The sequence below is a fragment of the Oscillibacter valericigenes genome, assembly GCF_016902445.1.
Classification (GTDB): Bacteria; Bacillota; Clostridia; order Oscillospirales; family Oscillospiraceae; genus Oscillibacter; species Oscillibacter avistercoris.
In genome coordinates this window covers 41,879-61,368 of sequence record NZ_JACSNX010000016.1, presented here as the reverse complement: position 1 = coordinate 61,368, position 19,490 = coordinate 41,879, and the positions used below count along the sequence as shown (strand labels likewise).

Annotated in this window: 17 protein-coding genes; 3 read left to right on the top strand and 14 right to left on the bottom strand. The window is 65.5% G+C overall.

All coding sequences use genetic code 11. From position 1 onward, the window contains the following. Positions 1-189: 189 nt before the first annotated feature. Positions 190-1,383, bottom strand: a complete 1,194-nt coding sequence (gene ilvA, locus H9X91_RS10225; protein WP_204804812.1) for a threonine ammonia-lyase — start codon at positions 1,381-1,383, stop codon at positions 190-192. A gap of 284 nt (positions 1,384-1,667) precedes the next feature. On the opposite strand from ilvA, the gene H9X91_RS10220 reads away from it, so the two are divergent. Then, complete coding sequence (locus H9X91_RS10220; protein ID WP_338111976.1) at positions 1,668-4,145, top strand: cation-translocating P-type ATPase; 2,478 nt, start codon at positions 1,668-1,670, stop codon at positions 4,143-4,145. 75 nt (positions 4,146-4,220) lie between these two features. Here the strand turns inward: H9X91_RS10220 and H9X91_RS10215 are convergent, their stop codons facing one another. From H9X91_RS10215 to H9X91_RS10195, 5 genes are all read right to left on the bottom strand, one after another. Beyond that, the gene (locus tag H9X91_RS10215) at positions 4,221-4,784 is read right to left on the bottom strand and encodes an ATP-binding cassette domain-containing protein (protein WP_204804810.1); all 564 of its coding nucleotides are present in this window, start codon (positions 4,782-4,784) and stop codon (positions 4,221-4,223) included. Further along, positions 4,784-5,545, bottom strand: a complete 762-nt coding sequence (locus tag H9X91_RS10210) for an ABC transporter permease (RefSeq protein ID WP_204804808.1) — start codon at positions 5,543-5,545, stop codon at positions 4,784-4,786. Before H9X91_RS10210 ends, H9X91_RS10215 begins: the two co-directional genes overlap by 1 nt. Positions 5,546-5,623: 78 nt before the next feature. Then, a complete protein-coding gene (locus H9X91_RS10205; RefSeq protein WP_204804819.1) occupies positions 5,624-6,694 on the bottom strand; it encodes an ABC transporter substrate-binding protein in 1,071 nt (356 codons plus the stop codon). A 23-nt stretch (positions 6,695-6,717) separates the two neighbouring features. Further along, complete coding sequence (locus H9X91_RS10200) at positions 6,718-6,984, bottom strand: TM1266 family iron-only hydrogenase system putative regulator (RefSeq protein ID WP_204804806.1); 267 nt, start codon at positions 6,982-6,984, stop codon at positions 6,718-6,720. Positions 6,985-7,211: 227 nt separating this feature from the next. Next, positions 7,212-7,472, bottom strand: coding sequence for a hypothetical protein (locus H9X91_RS10195; protein ID WP_204804805.1), 261 nt, complete (start codon positions 7,470-7,472; stop codon positions 7,212-7,214). A gap of 108 nt (positions 7,473-7,580) precedes the next feature. Here H9X91_RS10195 and H9X91_RS10190 point away from each other — a divergent pair, with 108 nt between their 5' ends. After that, on the top strand, positions 7,581-7,826 hold the full coding sequence (locus H9X91_RS10190; protein ID WP_243414520.1) for a helix-turn-helix domain-containing protein: 246 nt from the start codon (positions 7,581-7,583) through the stop codon (positions 7,824-7,826). Between the two features lie 29 nt (positions 7,827-7,855). Here the strand turns inward: H9X91_RS10190 and malQ are convergent, their stop codons facing one another. Continuing rightward, the gene (malQ, locus tag H9X91_RS10185) at positions 7,856-9,328 is read right to left on the bottom strand and encodes a 4-alpha-glucanotransferase (RefSeq protein WP_204804803.1); all 1,473 of its coding nucleotides are present in this window, start codon (positions 9,326-9,328) and stop codon (positions 7,856-7,858) included. 62 nt (positions 9,329-9,390) lie between these two features. Beyond that, on the bottom strand, positions 9,391-10,410 hold the full coding sequence (locus H9X91_RS10180; RefSeq protein WP_204804802.1) for a C45 family autoproteolytic acyltransferase/hydrolase: 1,020 nt from the start codon (positions 10,408-10,410) through the stop codon (positions 9,391-9,393). Between the two features lie 231 nt (positions 10,411-10,641). Between H9X91_RS10180 and H9X91_RS10175 the strand changes: the two genes are divergently transcribed. Beyond that, a complete protein-coding gene (locus H9X91_RS10175; RefSeq protein ID WP_204804801.1) occupies positions 10,642-11,982 on the top strand; it encodes a helix-turn-helix domain-containing protein in 1,341 nt (446 codons plus the stop codon). Positions 11,983-12,028: 46 nt separating this feature from the next. Here the strand turns inward: H9X91_RS10175 and argF are convergent, their stop codons facing one another. From argF to argH, 6 genes are all read right to left on the bottom strand, one after another. Beyond that, the gene (gene argF / locus H9X91_RS10170) at positions 12,029-13,012 is read right to left on the bottom strand and encodes an ornithine carbamoyltransferase (RefSeq protein WP_204804800.1); all 984 of its coding nucleotides are present in this window, start codon (positions 13,010-13,012) and stop codon (positions 12,029-12,031) included. A gap of 154 nt (positions 13,013-13,166) precedes the next feature. Further along, on the bottom strand, positions 13,167-14,345 hold the full coding sequence (locus H9X91_RS10165) for an aspartate aminotransferase family protein (RefSeq protein ID WP_204804799.1): 1,179 nt from the start codon (positions 14,343-14,345) through the stop codon (positions 13,167-13,169). Between the two features lie 3 nt (positions 14,346-14,348). Further along, complete coding sequence (gene argB / locus H9X91_RS10160) at positions 14,349-15,209, bottom strand: acetylglutamate kinase (protein ID WP_204804797.1); 861 nt, start codon at positions 15,207-15,209, stop codon at positions 14,349-14,351. 88 nt (positions 15,210-15,297) lie between these two features. Continuing rightward, entirely contained in the window at positions 15,298-16,524 is a 1,227-nt protein-coding gene (gene argJ, locus H9X91_RS10155; protein WP_338111974.1) for a bifunctional glutamate N-acetyltransferase/amino-acid acetyltransferase ArgJ, read from the bottom strand. 117 nt (positions 16,525-16,641) lie between these two features. Next, positions 16,642-17,583, bottom strand: coding sequence for an N-acetyl-gamma-glutamyl-phosphate reductase (gene argC, locus H9X91_RS10150; protein ID WP_204804795.1), 942 nt, complete (start codon positions 17,581-17,583; stop codon positions 16,642-16,644). Between the two features lie 139 nt (positions 17,584-17,722). After that, positions 17,723-19,102 (bottom strand): argininosuccinate lyase, encoded by a 1,380-nt coding sequence (argH, locus tag H9X91_RS10145; protein WP_204804817.1) that lies wholly within the window; start codon positions 19,100-19,102, stop codon positions 17,723-17,725. Between the last annotated feature and the right edge of the window lie 388 nt (positions 19,103-19,490).

Here is a 19,490-nt window from a genome sequence, read left to right as displayed (position 1 = left end):
TTTTCCAGAACTTTGAAAAGTTCTGGAAAACGGTTGATTGAAAACGAAAGACACCCTTCCTGGGTTTCTTTCGTAGCTATCTTCCTTCCCATTTTCCCGGATTTCCGGGGTTGTCGACAGACTGAAGCGGGCATCCCATGGATGCCCGCTTTCCCTTATGTCGTCCTGCCGCGGTCCCCGCTTCCCCGCTCAGTCCTCCGTCAGCTCGTAGCCCAGGGCCTGCAGCCCCCGGCGGATCTCCGCCACATGGGCGGCATCCCGAGTCTCCAGCACCATGGAGACCACGCAGGCCCCCACGTCGGAGTGCCGGTCCTCCCGGGCGTGGTTGATGCTGAGGATGTTGGCACCGCTGTCCGCCACCACCTTCAGAAGCTGCAGCAGCGTGCCCGGCTTATCCGCCACCTTGGTGGTGATCTCCGCGATGCGGCCGGCCTTGGACAGGCCCTTGGTGATGATCCGGGACAGCGTGGTCACGTCCACATTGCCGCCGGAGACCACACAGACGGTCTTCTTCTCCGATGTGTCCACCTTGCCGAACATCACCGCCGCCACCGGCACGGCGCCGGCGCCCTCCGCCACGGTCTTCTGACCCTCCATCAGCGCCAGGATGGCGGAGGCGATCTCGTCCTCGCTGACGGTGACGATCTCGTCCACATACTGCTGGCACAGGGCGAAGGTCAGGTCCCCGGGCTTCTTCACGGCGATGCCGTCGGCAATAGTGGACACGCTCCGCAGCTCCGTGGGGCCGCCGGCGTGGCGGGACAGGTACATGGACGCCGCCCCCGCCGCCTGGACGCCCACGATCCGGCAGTCCGGCTTCAGCTGCTTCACCGCGAAGGCGATGCCGCCGATGAGGCCGCCGCCCCCGATGGGCACCACGATCTGCTCCGCATCCGGCAGCTGCTCCAGGATCTCCAGGCCGATGGTGCCCTGGCCGGCGATCACCAGCGGGTCGTTGAAGGGGTGGGCGAAGGTGTAGCCGTGTTCCTTTGTCAGCCGCTCCGCCTCCGCCGCGGCGTCGTCATAGACGCCGGGCACCAGCACCACCTCCGCGCCGTAGCTGCGGGTGGCCTCCACCTTGCTGATGGGGGCCCCGGCGGGCATGCAGATCACCGCCTTGATGCCCAGCCTTGATGCAGACAGGGCGATGCCCTGGGCGTGGTTTCCGGCGGAGCAGGCGATGACGCCCCGGGCCGCCTCCTCCGGCGTCAGGCTGCGGATCTTGTTGTAGGCCCCCCGGAGCTTGAAGGCCCCGGTCAGCTGCAGATTCTCCGCCTTGATGTACACGTTCTCTCCGAATTTCGGCGCCCGGTCCAGCGGCGTCCGCCGGGCGATGCCCCGCAGGGCCTCCTGGGCCTCCCGGACCATATCCAAAGTCAGCATGGACTTCCCCTCCCACGTCTGTTCTTGTGTTTCATTATATCGGCGGACCGGGCAAAATACAATGCGCAACTCCGCCAACGTTTTTATGTGAATGACATTTATTTTGCCGTATGTCCTTTATGTATGAACACTTCTCCATTCCCCATGGGCAGGTCCGCACGGGCTCCGTCTGTATGCGCCCGGATCCGGTTCTCCGGTCCCGCCGGAAAGTTTTCAATTCATCTCTATACAAACTCCGCGAAAATTGCTATAATGAATCAAAATTTGTCAAAGGGGGAGTACCCGTGAACGCACACCGGAAAACGGCCCCGACGGAGGCTGCGGCCACACGCCGGCAGGAGATGCCCCGCTGCGCCCCGAAGGCGGACTGCGGCCTCTCCTCCGCCCAGGCCAGGGCGCTGGCGGAGGCCGGATGGGACAATGCGCCGGTGGAGTCCCCCACAAAAAGCGACAAGCAGATCATCCGGGAGAATGTCTTTACCTATTTCAACCTGATCTTCGTGGTGCTGGCGGTGTGTCTGCTGCTGGTGGGGGACTGGAAGGACATGACCTTCCTGTTCATTGTGGCGGCCAACGCCGTCATCGGCATCGTCCAGCAGCTGAAGAGCAAGCGGACCATCGAAAAGCTGTCCCTGCTCTCTGCCGCCAAGGTCCGGGTGGTGCGGGACGGCAGGCTCCAGAGCCTGCCGGTGGACCAGCTGGTGCAGGAAGATGTGGTGGAGCTCACCGCCGGCAGCCAGATCCCGGCGGACGGGCCGGTGCTCACCGGCCAGGTCCAGGTGAATGAGGCCCTCATCACCGGCGAGGCAGACGCCGTCACCAAGGAGCCGGGGGACCAGCTGCTGTCCGGCAGCTTCGTCATCTCCGGCAAGTGCCGGGCCCGGATGGACCAGGTGGGGGCGGACTCCTACGCCTCCAAGCTGACGCTGGCGGCCAAGAAGGACGCCGGCCCCGGCAAGAGCGAGATGATGCGCTCCCTGGACCATTTGATCCGCTTCATCGGCATCGTGCTGATCCCCATCGGCGTGGCCCTGTTCTACAACCAGTTTGCAAGCCAGGATCTGGGTCTGCGGCAGTCCGTGGTCAGCACGGTGGCGGCCCTGATCGGCATGATCCCGGAGGGGCTGTTCCTGCTGACCAGCGTGGCCCTGGCCGTCAGCGTGGTGCGGCTGGCCCGGAACCGGACGCTGATCCACGAGATGAACGCCATCGAGACCCTGGCCCGGGTGGATGTGCTGTGCGTGGACAAGACCGGTACCGTCACCAGTCCCCAGATGCAGGTGCGGGAGGTGGTGCCCCTGGACCCGGAGGCCTGCTCCGAGATGGACATCGCCGACATCCTGGGGGCCTTCTACCGGGTGCTGGAGCCGGACAACGACACCGCCAGGGCCATCGCCGAGAAGTTTCCCCGGGGGCCCGGCTGGCCGGACCGTGGGGCCGTGCCCTTTACCTCCGCCACCAAGTGGAGCGCCGTGAACTTCCTGGACCGGGGTGCCTATGTCATCGGCGCGCCGGAGTATGTGCTGGGGCAGGACTTCGCCGCCCTGGAAAAGCAGACCGCCCCCTATGCCGCCCAGGGGTGCCGGGTGCTGCTGCTGGCCCAGTGCGACGGGGCGGAGACCGGGCGCCTCCGCGGCGTGGTGATCCCCCTGGCCCTGCTGGTGCTGGAGAATCCCATCCGCCCCAACGCCCCCAAGGTCTTTGACTACTTCCACACCCAGGGGGTGGATGTGAAGGTCATCTCCGGTGACAACCCGGTGACCGTCTCCGCCGTGGCGGCCCAGGCCGGCATCGCGGGCGCCGAAAACTGGATCGACGCCCGGGAGCTCCAGTCGGACCACGACATTGCCAAAGCCGTGCGGGAATATACCGTGTTCGGCCGGGTGGTGCCCAACCAGAAGCGGAAGATCGTCCGGGCCCTCCAGAGCCAGGGCCACACGGTGGCCATGACCGGCGACGGTGTGAACGACGTGCTGGCCTTGAAGGACGCCGACTGCGGCATCGCCATGGCCTCCGGCGCGGACGCCGCCTGCCAGGTGGCCCAGCTGGTGCTGCTGGACAGCGACTTCGCCGCCATGCCCAAGGTGGTGGCGGAGGGCCGCCGGGTCATCAACAACATCCAGCGGGCCTCGGCCCTGTACCTGGTGAAGAACATCCTGTCCTTCTTCCTGGCCCTCATCACCCTGTTTGCCGCCTTCCCCTATCCCTTCGTGCCCATCCAGCTGACGCTGATCTCCGCCCTGACCATCGGCGTCCCCTCCTTCTTCCTGGCCCTGGAGCCCAACCACGATCTGGTGAAGGGCAAGTTCCTCCACAACGTGCTGCGGCGGGCCTTCCCCGGGGGGCTGACGGCCATCTTCGTCATCCTGTTCGCGGAGCTGTTCGTCTACACCTTCGATCTGACGCTGGACGAGCTCTCCACCATCTGCGTCATCCTGATGGCGATGAACGGCCTGATGGTCATCTACTACGCCGCCCGCCCCCTGGATCTGAAGCGGATCATCCTGCTGGCGGCCATGACCACCGCCATGTTCGTGGCCGTGGTGTTCTATGGGGAGATCTTCTCCCTCACCGCCCTGTCCTTTGCGGCCTGGCTGGTGCTGATCGTGCTGGTGCTGCTGGTGGTGCCCATCCAGATGGGCCTGGAGTGGTGCTTCGACCGCTGTTCCGCCGCTCTGGAGCGGCGCCGGGAGCGCCGGGAAAAGCGCCGGCGGAGCACCGCCCGCAGATCCCGGCCGGAGCGCCGGCCCCGGCGGCGGTGAATGGCCAGTCCCCCTGTGCAAAAAGGCAGAGCCCCCTTCTGAGAAGGAGGCTCTGCCTTTTTCATTGACTTTCCTCTACAGCCGGACCACCGGCGCGCCCTCCGCGTCGGCGGTGTCGTGGGTCACCAGCAGCACCGGCCGGACCCCCGCCGTCTCCCGGATGGCCGCCAGGGCCCGGGCGCGGTTCTCCTGATCCAGGCCGGTGAAGGGCTCGTCCAGCAGCAGCACGTCAAAGGGCGCCAGCAGCGCCCGGGCCAGGGCCAGCCGCCGCTTCATGCCGCCGGAGAACTCCCGCACCGGCTGTGCCCCCGTGTCCGGCAGATCCAGCCGGTCCAGCAGAGCCCGGGCCGTTTTCGCGTCATACTCCCGCCCCAGCGCAAACCGGAGGTTCCCCTCGGCGGAGAGATGCTCCAGCAGCCGGTCCTCCTGGAACACGGCGGAGATCCGCCTTCCCGTGAGGCCCTCCACCGTGCCGCTGTCCGGCCGCTCCAGCCCCAGCAGGATGCGCAGTAGCGTGGTCTTGCCGGAGCCGGAGGGGGCCATGACGCAGGTGATCCCCGGTCCTGCGGTGAAGGACAGGTCCCGCAGCACCGCCTGGTCCCCGAAGGACTTGCACAGGTTCCTTACCCCGATCTCCATCATCCGCCCGCCTTTCTCACGGCGGCGTCCACCAGGCGGAGGAACAGCCGCTCAAAGAGCACCGAGATGGTCACGATCACCGCCGTCCAGGCAAACAGGTCCCCGGTCTGGAAGTACACCTTGGCAGTGTACAGCGCCTCGCCGATGGAGCCCTCCGGCAGGCCGATGACCTCCGCCGCCGCGCCGGACTTCCAGCAGAGGCCCAGGCCCAAAGACACGGCGGACCGGAAATAGGGCAGCACCGCCGGCAGGTAGATGCCCCGCAGCTGCCGGGAGAGGGGCACCCGGAACACCCGGGCCATCTCCAGCAGCTGCCGGTCCGTGTGCCCGATGCCCTCCAGCACGTTCAGGTACACCGGCGGGAACACCATCAGGGCGGAGATCAGCAGGGACAGGTTCTCCGACGAGAAGAAGATCAGCGCCAGGATGATGAAGGACACCACCGGCACCGCCTTCACCACCGCCACCAGGGGGCTCAGCAGCTCCCGCACCCACCGGAGGCGGGCGGCCAGGGCGGCCAGCGCCACCGCCAGGACGCAGGAGAGGAAAAAGCCCCCCAGGATCCGCAGGGAGGAAAAGGCCACCGCCTGCCAGAACTCCGCCGTGGCCGCCAGGGCCAGCAGCCGCCCCAGGGCCTGCACCGGGGAGGCCAGCAGCAGCATCCGCCCGCCGGTGGTGGATGCCAGAGCCAGGCTGGCACCCTCCCACACCAACAGCCAGAAGGCCGCCGCCCACAGCCGCACCGGCCGTTGTCTTTTCATCCGCTCCGCCTCCTTCCGTCCGGGATGGGCCGCGCCCCGGTGTCAGCCGGGGCGCGGAAGTGGTCTTGGCGCACAGGGTCAGGCGCCGTAGTAGAAGTCGTCGCCGGGCAGGCCGCCCTCGCCGGTCTCTGCGTCCTGGCCCACGGAGGCCGGGGCCGCGTCGAACAGCACCTGCAGATAGCCGGAGAGCATGTCCTTCATCTCGCTGCCGGTGATGCACACGATGTTGCAGTAGGGCAGGGCCTTCTCCGCCACGGCGGCGTCCACGATGTCATAGCCGCCGATCAGCTCCGCCGCCTCGGCGGTGTTGGCGTTGACCCACTCCACGCTCTCGGCGTAGCTGGTCAGGAACTCCTCCACCGCCGCCGGGTGCTCCTCCACGAAGTCCGCCCGGGCCACCACCACGCCGGTGAGCAGGGCGGAGCCGTTGTCCAGGGCGTCCCACTCCTCCGTCAGATCCAGGGCCACCCGCAGGTCCGGCAGCTGGGTCTGGGCCACGGTGACGAAGGGCTGGGGCAGCATGGCGATGGTGGCCGCGCCGGAGGCCAGGGCCGCCACGCACTCGCTGTGCTCGCTCTTCCAGTCGATGGTGACGCCGGTATCCGGGTCGATGCCGTTCTCGCTGAGCAGATACCGCAGGGCGTACTCCGGCGTGGAGCCCTTGCCGGAGGCCGCGATGGTCCTGCCCGCCAGGTCCGCCATGGATTGGACGGAGTTGCCGTTCTCCACGATATACAGCACGCCCAGGGTGTTCACCGCCAGGGTGACGATGCCGCCGTCGGTGCGGTTATACAGCACGGAGGCCAGGTTGGCCGGCACACAGGCGATATCCAGCTCCCCCTGCATCAGGCCGGGGGTCACCTCGTCGGCGGAGGCGGCCAGGGTAAAGTCGTAGAGGTTGCTTTGGATCGTGACCCGCTCAAAGTCCTCGCGGGCATCCACGAAATCTTCAACATCCTCCTCAAAGTCCTCACTGTCGCTCATCAGCTTCACCATACCCATGGCTGTGGGGCCCTTCAGGGCCGCCACCCGGACGGTGACGGACTCCACCACCGGCGTTTCCTCCGTGGTCTCCTGCTCCGTCCCGCCGCAGGCGGCCAGGGACAGGCACATCACCAGGGCCAGGCAGGCCGCCAGCCCTTTCTTCATCCACTGTTTCATGTTCATCTTCCTCACTTTCCTTGTTGCAGCGCGTCTTCCGGCGCGTAGACGGTCTTGGCGGTGATTCCCGCCAGCCGGCCGATCTTGCCGGACAGGGCGGAGATGGCGTCCGCCGGGGCGTCCATCGCCACGCTGATGATGTTCACGCCCCGGGCGTGATAGGGCACGCCCATCCGCCCGATGACATAGGGGGCGTACTGGTGCAGCAGCTCGTTCAGCGCCGGCACAGAGGCCATGTCCCGGACGATGATCGCCAGCACGGCCACACGGGTCTCCACAGAGGATCCCTCCTTTTGCAAAAAGTAAACCCCTCCGCCGCGCTGGCAGAGGGGAGTTTTTTGCATACGCTGTCCGCCCGGCACCGCCGGGCGCTTCCCCGTCTTGCGGCCGGGGCGGGCCCGTGCCGGTCAGAGCGACAGAAACCAAATTGTCCGGTCCGCCGGTCAGAGCTTCTTCCCAGGGACAGGGAAATGATACCATGGAACGGTCCCGCAGTCAAGGGGCGTCATGCGTCGTGGCGGCTGCCGCCTCCCGGCCCCAGTGTTTCCAATACAGAGAGGATATCCTCGATCTTCCCGAAGCAGGCCGGGTCGGAAAGACTGTCATCATCCAAGACCTTCCGGATCTCCCACAGGGCCCGGCAGCACCGGTCATGGACCATGTCCTCCACGATCTGCCGGGAGTCACCGCCGCCCACCACGATGGCCGCCCCCGCCTCCGCCAGCACTCGGGCCAGGATGTAAGTATTGAATTCCAGCTGGTCCATCCCAATATTCCTCCTATACGTTTATGTAACGTATTTTAAGGCCATTCTCATGGTAAAGTCAAGAAAAATACGGTTCATAAACGTAGGTTTGCCATGAAGAAAATCGCTTTGCACGGCAGTAAAAATGTCATCCATGCCCAGCTGCGCCGCTATCGGGAACTGCGGAAGCTCACCCAGGACCAAGTGGCGGCAAAGCTCCAGGTCATGGGCGTCAATATCGATCAGCAGGCCCTTAGTCGGATTGAGCACAACCAGCGAATGGTCACCGACTACGAGTTTGCCTGCCTGTGTCAGGTCCTTCAAGTGTCCGAGCGGGACCTGCTGGCGGACTTTTACAATCCCGCGGAATCATAAAAGAGCCCCCATGTGGGGGCTCTTTTGCTTTATCGTCCGTAGGTCTCCGTCAGCGTTCGGATCTCCGCCGCCAGGGCCGCCGTGGCGGCGCCGGGGGCCATCCGCCAGCGCCAGTTGCCCTCCGCCACGCCGGGGACGTTAATCCGCCCCTCGCTGCCCAAGGCCAGATAGTCCTGCATCTGGGCCACGAACAGCTCCGCCGTGCTGCCCATGCCGCACCGCAGCAGGGCTTTCCGGACCTCCTCCCGGCCGGAGGCGCCCAGGTACCGCTCCGCAAAGGCCCGCTCCGCCTCCGGGGCGTGGTCGTACCAGCCCAGGGCGGTGTCGTTGTCGTGGGTGCCGGTGTAGCAGACACACCGGCGGCTGGCGTAGTTGTGGGGCAGATAGGCGTTGCCGGGGTCTGAAAAGGCGAATTCCAGCACCTTCATGCCCGGCAGGCCCGCGGCCTGGCGGAGCTGGTGGACCTCCGGCGTCAGGAGCCCCAGGTCCTCGGCGATGTAGGTGATGTGGGGGAACCAGTTTGTCAGGACGCGCAGCAGATCCAGGCCGGGGCCGGGCTCCCAGCGGCCCTCCTTGGCGGTCTCCGCCCCGGCGGGGACGGACCAGTACCGCTCAAAGGCCCGGAAGTGATCGATGCGGATGGCGTCGAACAGGCGGGAGGCGCCCTCCACCCGGCGGATCCACCAGCCGAAGCCGTCGGCCTTCATGGCCGCCCAGTCGTACAAGGGGTTGCCCCACAGCTGGCCCTCGGCCGAGAAGTAGTCCGGCGGCACACCGGCCACCCGGCTGGGCTTCCCCGTCTCGTCCAGCAGGAATTCCTTCCGCTCGCTCCACACGTCGGCGCTGTCCAGGGACACGTAGATGGGCAGGTCCCCGATGATCCCCACCCCCAGGCCGTTGGCGTGGTCCTTCAGCGCCTTCCACTGGGCGAAGAACCAGCACTGCACCGCCTCGTGGAAGGCGATGTCCTCCGCTAGTTCGGCCCGCCAGGGCTCCAGCGCCGCCGGGTCGTGGTCCCGCAGAGCCTTGTCCGGCCAGTCATACCAGGCGGTCTCGCCGAAGTGGGTCTTCAGGGCCCGGTACAGGGCATACGCCTCCAGCCAGGGATTGGCGGCGGCAAAGTCCCGCACGGCCTGGGCCTCTGTCCCGGACAGCCGGGAGAAGGCCCGCCGCAGCAGGGGCTCCCGGCACGCGTACAGGGCGGCGTAGTCAATGGGGCCGTCCGGCTCCACCCGGGCGGCGGACAGCTCCGCCTCCGTCAGCAGCCCCCGGTCCCGCAGGTCCTCCAGGTCGATCAGCAGCGGGTTCCCGGCGAAGGTGGACGCGCTGGTGTAGGGGGAGTTCCCCGCCCCGGTGGGGCCCACCGGCAGCACCTGCCACCACTTCTGTCCGACATCGTGGAGAAAATCGGCGAAGGCCCGGGCCTCTCGGCCCAGGGCGCCGATGCCGTATGCTCCCGGCAGGGAGAACACCGGCAGCAGAATGCCAGCGGAACGCTCCATATCCGTCACACTCCTTTGGGAAGTTCATTTCTGTTCTATTGTATGCAGTGCGGCGGGGCGTGTCAAGGGCGGCCCCCTTCCTCCCCCGGGACCGCCAGAGGCCGGAAGGCCGTCCGCCCCGGGTTGCCCTCCGCCAGCAGACAGCGCCGCCGGGTCAGGTCGCAGGCCACGGACCAGACGGTGTCCTGGCCGGTGCTCCGGTCATACTGGCAGAGAAAGCCCTTCCGCCCCGCCAGCAGGGCCTGGACGCCGGAGAGAGTGATGGTCTCCCCCTCCTGTTCCAGCACACAGCGCATGGTGTCATACCGCTCCGCCGCACGCCAGGTGTCCAGCCCCGGCGGCAGCGGGTCCGCCAGGTCCGAGCGGAAGAGATTCGCCGCACAGACGAAGGGTCCCTCCGGGCCGGGCCGCTCCACCCGCACCCCCTCCGGGCCGCACTCCGCCACGGCGATGTTCCCGGCCTTATCCGCCAGCGTCAGCGTCTGGCAGGAGGCCAGGGGCAGTTCCCGGAGACGGTCCAGGGCCTCCTCCACGCTGGCGCAGGTCTCCGCCAGCAGCCGCAGGGCCATGCCGGCGTTCAGGCCCGGCCGGGGCCGGGGCGTGTAGACGGAGGTGAGGCCGACGGCCAGCCCCCGGGCGTTGACGGCGTCCTCCATCTGGACGAAGGAGGTGGTGTTCCCGGCAAAGGGAATGGCCCCGTCGGAAAAGTGGTACGCCGCGTGGCTGTTATACGGTTCCAGCGCCGTCAGAAAGTCGCTGTTCCGACCGAAGAACACCCCGTTCCCGTTGGACACCGCCAGACAGGAGCAGCCGCAGGCGGGCGGCAGGGCGTAGGTGGTGAAGAGGACCGTCTCCAGGTCCTCCCGGAGGCAGCCCTGTCCTGCGGCCAGGCCCGCCAGCTCCTCCAGGGCGGCGGGGAAATCGCGCTCATACGCCGGACGGCAGGCGGCGGCAAAGGCCCGCCGCTCCGCCGTCAGGGAAAAGGGCACGTGGTCCAGCAGGAATCGGCCGCGCTCCGCCAGCCGGGCGCCCCACTGAAAGCCCATCTCCCAGTGAGCGCCCCGCAAAGATAAATGGTCCATATCATTCAGCTCCTCTTTAAGATCAGGAGCCGCCGGCAGCTCTGCCCCTACCATAGAACAAATAAAAATTGTTGTCAAGATGGTAATTTTTATTTGTTTACTGCCGTATTTCAGTAAAAATCATTCCGTTTTCTCAGACCCGCAACCGGCCGTTGACACTGGGGAAACCCGCCGGTGGTTGTGCTTTTGTCCCAACTCTGCTATGGTAGAGGCAGCAAAGGAGTGGATCGTATGCAGGAGCAGACCCTGGGCCGCCGCATCCAGGAGGCCCGGAAGGCCGCCGGCCTCTCTCAGGAATCCCTGGGGGAGCGGCTGGGCGTCAGCCGCCAGGCGGTCAGCAAATGGGAATCTGACGCCAGTGTGCCGGACCTGGAGAACCTCATCGCCATGAGCCGCATCTTCGGCGTCACCATCGGCGCCCTGCTGGGGGTGGAGCCGGCGGCGGAGGAACCAACCGAGGAAGAGGCCGCGGAGACCTCCGGCGAAGAGGCGGAAAACACCGCCCCGGTGGAAGAGCTGTCCGGCCGGGAGCTGGCGGCGGTGGAGGCCATTGTGCAGAAGTATCTGGAGGCGGCCCGGCGGCCCCGGTGGAGCCGGCGGAAAAAGCTCGCCGCGGGGGCCGGGGCCTGTGCCGCCGGGCTGCTGATCGTCCTGGTTCTGAATGGCATCTTCTCCTCTCTGGGGCGCCGGCTGGATCAGGTCCAGGATCAGGTAAACTACGTCCAGAGCAGCGTCAGCAGCCAGATCGGGTCCCTCACCGGCCAGCTCTCCGGCCTGCTAAAAGCGCAGAACAGCATCATCAGCGGCTATGACATCCGGGTGGCGGACTACAGCCTGGAGGAGGCGGTGTGGTACCTGACGGCCAGCGTGACCCCCAGGGAGTACACAGAGGGCATGGTGGTGACCTTCACCGCCCGGGCAGACAGTGGAGAGACCTCCTCCTCGCCCCCGGCTCGGAACGAGGGCGGCATCTTCACCGTGGAGAACTGGGCGGTGCCCATGGGCGACTCCCCGGACGTCCCGGGAGATTTCCCGGTTTATCCAACCGACACCACGATCTCTGTCTCCTTCGCCGGCGGGGACACTGTCCGGACGGAGACGCTGGACTCCCTGTATTGGAATCTCACAGACTACCGGCTGGAGGTGGATGGCCGCTGGGAGACGGATTGGGCAGCGGGGCGGCTCACCCTGGGCAATCTGGACCTGCAGGTCGAAAACGACACGGAACTGCCGGTGGAGCTGGCGGACGCGGAGCTGGCCCTCTTCCGCCACGGAGAAGAGGAGCCCCTCTGGTCGGCTCCGCTGGAGGACGCCGTGGAGCTGTGGCGGCGGCAGGGCTATGTGCAGATGTACGTGCCGGTGGAGACGGACGTGTCCCCCATCCGGCTGAACACCGGAGACGCCCTGCTGGCGGCGGTGCATGTCACCGACGACCACGGCCAGGACTACTGGAGCTTTGTGGGGTGCTGGCGGAATCGGAACGGTGCCCTCTACCAGGACAGCCTGTATGACCTGAACGACCGGTATGCCGGCAGCTGGCAGCCCGGCGACCTGCTGCCTATCTGGAACTGACGCAAAGCGCCCCGGAGCTCTCGCTCCGGGGCGCTTTCCCATTCTCTCACTTCATCAGCTCGTACATCACGGCCTTGATGGTGTGCATCCGGTTCTCCGCCTCGTCAAAGACGATGGAGGCCGGGGACTCGAACACCTCGTCGGTGACCTCCATGGCCTCCCGGCCGAACTTCTCGCCCATCTCTTTCCCCACCTTGGTCTTGTGGTCGTGGTAGGCGGGCAGGCAGTGCATGAACTTACACTGGGGCCCGGCGTTGTCCATCAGCGCCTGCGTCACCTGATAGGGGGCCAGGGCGGCGATCCGCTCCTGCCAGACCTCTACCGGCTCGCCCATGGAGACCCACACGTCCGTGTACAGCACGTCGGCGCCCTTGGTGGCCGCCATGGGATCCTCGATAAACTCCAGCACGGCGCCGGTCTCCTTGGCGATGGCCTGACAGGTGTCGATCAGCTTCTGATCCGGCATGTAGGCCTTGGGGGCGCAGGCCACGAAGTGCATCCCCATTTTGGCGCAGCCCACCATCAGGGAATTGCCCATGTTGAACCGGGCGTCTCCCAGGTACACCAGCTTGATGCCCTTGAGCTTCCCGAAGTGCTCCTGGATGGTGAGGAAATCCGCCAGGATCTGGGTGGGGTGGAACTCGTTGGTCAGGCCGTTGAACACCGGCACCCCGGCGTACTGGGCCAGCTCCTCCACGATGGCCTGCCCGAAGCCCCGGTACTCGATGCCGTCGTACATGCGGCCCAGCACCCGGGCGGTGTCGGCGATGGACTCCTTCACGCCGATCTGGCTGCCGGTGGGACCCAGGTAGGTGGAGCCCATCCCCAGGTCCTGGGCCGCCACCTCAAAGGCGCACCGGGTCCGGGTGGAGGTCTTTTCAAAGATCAATGCCACGTTCTTCCCCTCCAGGTACCGGTGGGGGACGCCGGCCTTCTTCTTGGCCTTCAGGTCGGCGGCGGTGTCCAGAAACTGCTGGATCTCCGCCGGGGTAAAGTCCAGGAGCTTTAAAAAGTGCTTATGGTCGTTCATAGCGACTTCCTTTCTGCATATCATGCTTCCGTTGTTGAATTAGGAATGAGGAATGAGAAATTAGGAATTGTGGTGTGCGCCGCAGGCGCACGATCTGGATCTGTCCGGCTGTGCCGGACTCCGAAACTCCTAATTCCTAACTCCTAATTCCTAATTACCCCAGCGTCTCCTTCATGATCGCCACGCCTTTGTCCATCTCCTCCTTGGAGATCACCAGGGGCGGAAGCAGGCGCATGCCCGGGCCGGCGGTCAGCACCAGCAGGCCGTTTTCGATCAGCTTGTTTGCGATCTCCTTGTTGCTGAAGCCGTCCCGCACCTCGATGCCGATCATCAGCCCCAGGCCCCGGGTGGCGCCGAAGCAGGGCAGGTCCAGGGCCTCGATCTGGTTGCGCAGATAGGTGCCCTTGGCCTGGACGTCCTCCAGGAACGCGTCGCTCAGCGTCTCCTGCACCACCAGTCCCGCGGCGGCGCACACCGGGTTGGCGCCGAAGGTGGTGGCGTGGGTGCCGGGACCCAGCACGTCCCGACACTTCTCATTTGCCAGGATACCGCTCATGGGCAGCCCCCCGGCGATGCCCTTGGCAAAGGATGCCACGTCCGGCAGAATACCGTACTGCTGGAAGGCGAAGAGGCTGCCGGTCCGGCCCACGCCGGTCTGGACCTCGTCCACCAGCAGCAGCCAGTCTCGTTCGGCGCAGAGCTTCGCCACAGCGTGGACGTAGTCCCGGTCCAGGGGCAGCACGCCGCCCTCCCCCTGCACCAGCTCCACCATGACGGCGCAGACATCGTCTCCCGCCGCGGCCTCCAGCGAGGCGAGGTCGTTGGCGTCGGCGTACCGGAACCCCTCGGTGAAGGGGAAGAAGTAGTTGTGGAACACCGCCTGGCCGGTGGCGGTCAGGGTGGTGATGGTGCGGCCGTGGAAGGAGTTGTTCAGGGTGATGATGGCGGCCCGGCCCTGGCCGTACTTGTCGAAGCTGTACTTTCTCGCCAGCTTGATCATACCCTCGTTGGCCTCGCCGCCGCCGTTGGCAAAGAACACGCCGCTCATGCCGGTGCGCCGGCACAGGATCTCCGCCAGCCGGGCCGGGGGCTCCGTGTAGAACAGGTTGGACACATGGCCCAGCTTCTTCGCCTGTGCCGCGATAGCATCCGCCCAGGGCTGGTTTCCGTACCCCAGGTCGCTGACGCCGATGCCGCTGGTGAAGTCGATATAGGCGTTCCCCTCCGGGTCGAAGAGGGTGGCTCCCTCCCCGTGGTCGATGGCCACCGGGAAGCGGCCGTAAGTGTGCAGGATGTACTGGTCCGTCAGGGACATGATCTCCCGGCTCGTCATGGTTCAGTCCTCCTTTTGCAGCATGGTGCCGATGCCCTCGTCGCTGAGCAGCTCGATGAGAATGGAGTGAGGGATGCGGCCGTCCAGGATATGGACCCGCTCCACGCCGCCGTCGATGGCGTCCACACAGCACTCCATCTTGGGGATCATGCCCCCGGAGATGATGCCCTGGGCCGCCAGCTCCGGTACCTCATAGGTGTGGAGCACATGGATCAGCGTCCCCTCGTCCCTGGGGTCCCGCAGCAGGCCCCGCACGTCTGTCAGCAGGATCAGCTTCTCCGCCCCCATGGCAGCGGCCAGCTGGGCAGCGGCGGTATCCGCATTGATGTTGTAGGCGGTGTCTGCGTCCACCCCCTGGGCCACGGTGGAGACCACAGGGATATAGCCGCTGAGCAGGGCGTTTTCCACCGGCTCCGGGTTCACGCCGGTGATCCTGCCCACCAGGCCGTACTTCTCATCCAGCTGCACCGCCTGGAACAGCTGCCCGTCCATGCCGCACAGGCCGATGGCCTGGCCCCCCAGCCGGTTCAGCTGGGCCACCAGGTTCTTGTTCACCTTGCCGCAGAGGACGGACTGGACCACGTCCATGGTCTCGGCGTCGGTATAGCGCAGGCCGTCCACAAAGCGGCTCTCGTGGCCGATCTTCTTCAGCATCTCGCTGATCTCCGGCCCGCCGCCGTGGACCACCACCACCCGGATGCCCACCAGGCTCAGCAGGATGATATCACACATGACGGCTTTTCTCAACGCTTCCGACACCATGGCGTTGCCGCCGTACTTGACCACGATGGTCTTGCCGGTAAATTTCTGGATATAGGGCAGGGCTTCCACCAAAGTCCGCGCCTGCTGTGCGTGGGAGGACATGTTCCATCAACTCTTTTCTTCAAAATCAGCTGCCGCCGTCCGGCGGCCCATCCCCGCTCCCCGCAGGGGTGCCATCGGCCATCCCGAATCAAGTCCGATAATCCCCGTTGATCTTCACATACTCATAGGTCAGGTCGCACCCCCAGCAGGTGCAGCTGCCGTCTCCCTCGCCCATGGCGACGGCAATGGTCACATCGTGCTCTTTCAGGATCTGTTTGGCCTTCGTCTCGTCGAACTCCAGCCCCCGGCCCTTGGCGCACACCGGGATGCTGCCGGCCGCACTGGCAAAGGCCACATCCACCTGGTCCGGGTCAAAGTCCTCCCCGGAGTAGCCCATGGCGCACAGCACCCGGCCCCAGTTGGCGTCGGCGCCGAAGATGGCCGCCTTGGTGAGGGTGGAGGAGATCACGGACTTGGCAATGATCTCGGCGCTCTCCTCGCTTTTGGCCCCGGTGACGGTGCAGGTGATGAGATGAGTCGCTCCCTCCCCGTCGGAGGCCATCTGCTTGGCCAGCTCCACGCACAGGGCCTTCAGGGCCTCCACGAAGGCGTCGTAGTCCGGGCCCTTCTCCGTGATGACCGCGTTCCCCGCCAGGCCGTTGGCCAGGACACAGCAGGTGTCGTTGGTGGAGGTGTCGCCGTCCACGCTGATACGGTTGAAGCTGACCCGGACAGTGTCCAGCAGGGCGGACTTGATCATCTCCGGAGAGATGGCACAGTCCGTGGTGAGGAAGCACAGCATGGTGCCCATGTTGGGGTGGATCATGCCGGAGCCCTTGGCGATGCCGCCGATCCGCACGGTCCTGCCGCCGATGGTGGTCTCCACCGCCAGCTCCTTCTTCACGGTGTCCGTCGTCATGATGGCGTGGGCGGCCGCGTCGCTGCCCTCCGGGCTGTGGGAGACGGAACTATACAGCTCCGGCATGCCCGCCTCGATGACGGACACGTTCAGCGTCTGGCCGATGACGCCGGTGGACGCCGCCACGATGTCCTCTGCCGGACAGCCGATGGCCTTGGCCGCCGCCGCGCAGACCCGCTCGGCGTTCTCCTCCCCCATGGGGGCGCAGGCGTTGGCGTTTCCGCTGTTGATGACCGCGGCCCTGGCCTTCCCGTCCGCCAGATGGCGCTTGTCCACGTGGATGTGGGCGGCCTTCACGGCGTTTTTCGTATAGACGGCGGCGCAGGCGCAGTCCACGTCGGACACGATCAGCGCCACGTCCTTTTTCCAGGCCGCGTGGGTCTTGACGCCCACGTGGATGCCCCCGGCCCGGAAGCCCTGGGCGGCGCACACGCCGCCGGCGATGAAGTGCAACATAATATCCATCCTCTCTTCAGATCAGATAAGAGATAACAGATAAAAGATAAAAGATATTTACCATCCCGAAAAAACGGATAACGCCTATCTCTTATCCTTTATCTCTTCGCTTTTATCTCACAACAGGCCGGCGGTCTCTTCAAGCCCTAACATCAGATTCATGTTCTGCACCGCCGCGCCGGAGGCGCCCTTTCCCAGATTGTCGAACAGGGCGGTGATGGTGAAGGTCTCGTCGTTCCCCGCCGCCACCAGAGTCAGGCCGTTGTCCCCAGCCTTGGCGTTGCCGTAGAGCTTGCCGCCCAGGTCTCCGGCGCCCTCCGGCGCCACGCGGACCAGTTTTTCCCCGGCGTAGTGGTCCGCCAGCACCTGCCAGACCTCGTGCAGAGTGGAGACCCCCGTCAGCTGATCCATGTGCAGAGGCACGGTGGTTGCCATGCCCTTGTAGTAGTCATCCACAATGGGGGTGAACACCGGCGGCTTTGTCAGGCCGCAGATCTTCTGCATCTCCGGCAGGTGCTTGTGGTTCTGCCCCAGGCCGTAGAGGCCGGGACTGTAAAGGGCTTCCCCCTTCTCCGGCGCCTCGTACTGGGCGATCATCTTCTTGCCGCCGCCGGAATAGCCGGTGAGGGAGAAGCAGCAGAGGTCCGCGTCTGCCGGCAGCACCCCCGCCTGCACCAGCGGGGCCGCGATGGCGATAAAGCCCGTGGCATGGCACCCGGGGTTGGCCACGTATTTGGCCTTGGCGATGGCCTCCCGCTGGCCCTTTTTCAGCTCCGGGAAGCCGTAGACCCAGCCCGGCGCCGTCCGGTGGGCGGTGGAGGCGTCGATGATCCGGGCGTTGGTGCCCTCCGCCAGGGCCACCGCCTCCACGGCCGCCGCATCCGGCAGGCAGAGGAACACGATGTCCGCTGCCGCCATCAGCTTTTTCCGCTCCGCCGGGTCCTTCCGCTTGTCCTCGTCGATCAGCAGCAGGTCGATATCGCTCCGCGCTGCCAGCCGGTCATAGATCTGCAGGCCCGTGGTGCCGTCTTTTCCGTCGATGTAGATTTTGGGTTTCATATAACCCCTCCGCTCAAAAGTTAGGAGTTAGGAATTAGGAGTTAGGAATTGTGGTGTGCGCCGCAGGCGCACAGTTTTCAAATCGTCCGGCTCCGCCGGACACCAGAATTCCTCATTCCTAATTTCTCATTCCTAATTGTCAGCTCCGCTCCTGAATGAACTGCTCGATCTCTCCGATCTGCCTCGTGGTCTCACTGACCGCCGGGCCGCCGTAGCTGGAGCGCAGGGCCATGCAGTTCTCCAGGTTCAGTGCGTCGTACACGTCCTGCTCAAACAGGGGCGACACCGCCTGCAGCTCCTCCAGGGACAGCTCCTCCAGCGTCTTGCCCTGGGCCGTGCACTGGGCCACCAGCTTGCCGGTGACGGTGTAGGCGTCCCGGAAGGGCATGCCCTTTTTCGTCAGGTAGTCGGCGCAGTCGGTGGCGTTGATGAAGCCGTGGCCGGCGGCCCTGCGCATGTTGTCCGTCCGGACGGTCATGGTGTCCAGCATGGCCGCGAACACCGGCAGGCACATCTCCACCGTGTCCACGGCGTCGAACACCGGCTCCTTGTCCTCCTGCATATCCTTGTTATACGCCAGGGGCAGGCCCTTCATGACGGTCAGCAGACTCATCAGGTCGCCGTAGACCCGCCCCGTCTTGCCCCGGACCAGCTCCGCCACGTCCGGGTTTTTCTTCTGAGGCATGATGCTGCTGCCGGTGGCGTAGGCGTCGTCTAGCTCGATAAACTTGAACTCCCAGCTGCACCAGAGAATGACCTCCTCCGCGAAGCGGCTCAGGTGCATCATCAAAATGGACAGGCCGCTCAACAGCTCCAGGGCATAGTCCCGGTCGCTGACGCCGTCCAGGGAGTTGCCCATGGGGGCGGCGAAGCCCAAAGCCTTGGCCGTCTCCCACCGGTCAATGGGATAGGTGGTGCCCGCCAGGGCGCCGGAGCCCAGGGGGCACTCGTCCAGCCGGGCCTTGCAGTCCTCCAGCCGGGTCACGTCCCGGCGGAACATGGCGGCGTAGGCCATCAGATGCTGGGCAAAGGAGATGGGCTGGGCCCGCTGCAGGTGGGTGTAGCCGGGCATAACGGCGGTCTGGTACTGCTTCGCCTGGCGGCAGAGGACCGTCTCCAGCTCCAGCAGCTGGCCCACGATCACAGGGATCTGCTCCCGGACGTACATCCGGAAGTCCAGAGCCACCTGGTCGTTGCGGCTGCGGGCGGTGTGGAGCCGCTTGCCCGCGTCGCCGATGCGGGCGGTGAGCAGGGCCTCCACATTCATGTGGATGTCCTCGTTGTCGGCGGTGAATTCCACCTTCCCCGCCTCGATGTCCGCCAGGATGCCCTGGAGCCCGTCGATGATGGCGGCGGCGTCCTCCTGAGAGATGATGCCGCAGTCGGCCAGCATCTGGGCGTGGGCCATGGAGCCGGTGATGTCTTCCCTGTACAGCCGCTGGTCGAAGCTGATGGAGGCATTGAGCGCGTTCACCAGCTGGTCGGTATCCTTTTGAAAGCGTCCGCCCCAAAGTTTCATCATGTAAGGTTCCTTTCTATGGAAATGATGGGCACCTGCTGCCCGCGGGGGGCGTTCCCACAGGGGATGCGCCCCCCATTTTCTTTTTGAGACATCAAAAAGAAAACCCTCCAGAGGGGCTTCTCTTGCCCCTGCGGGGCAATTCACCTTCTGCGCCGCGCCCGGTGGAAAAGAAAAAATGTTGAGCGCAAACTTGCACGTACGTGCAAGTTTGCTTAAATACGAGGGTCGGCGTGAGATGGTGCCTGCGGATTTGCGATGACTCCCCGACGGGCGCGGCGGGGTGCGGTACAGACTTGATGGTGGATTCCCGCGGCGCGGGTACCGACGAAAATCGGGGTGCAAGAACGCATTTGGCCAGCTCCTCTTTCCGCGCGTTCCGCTTCGC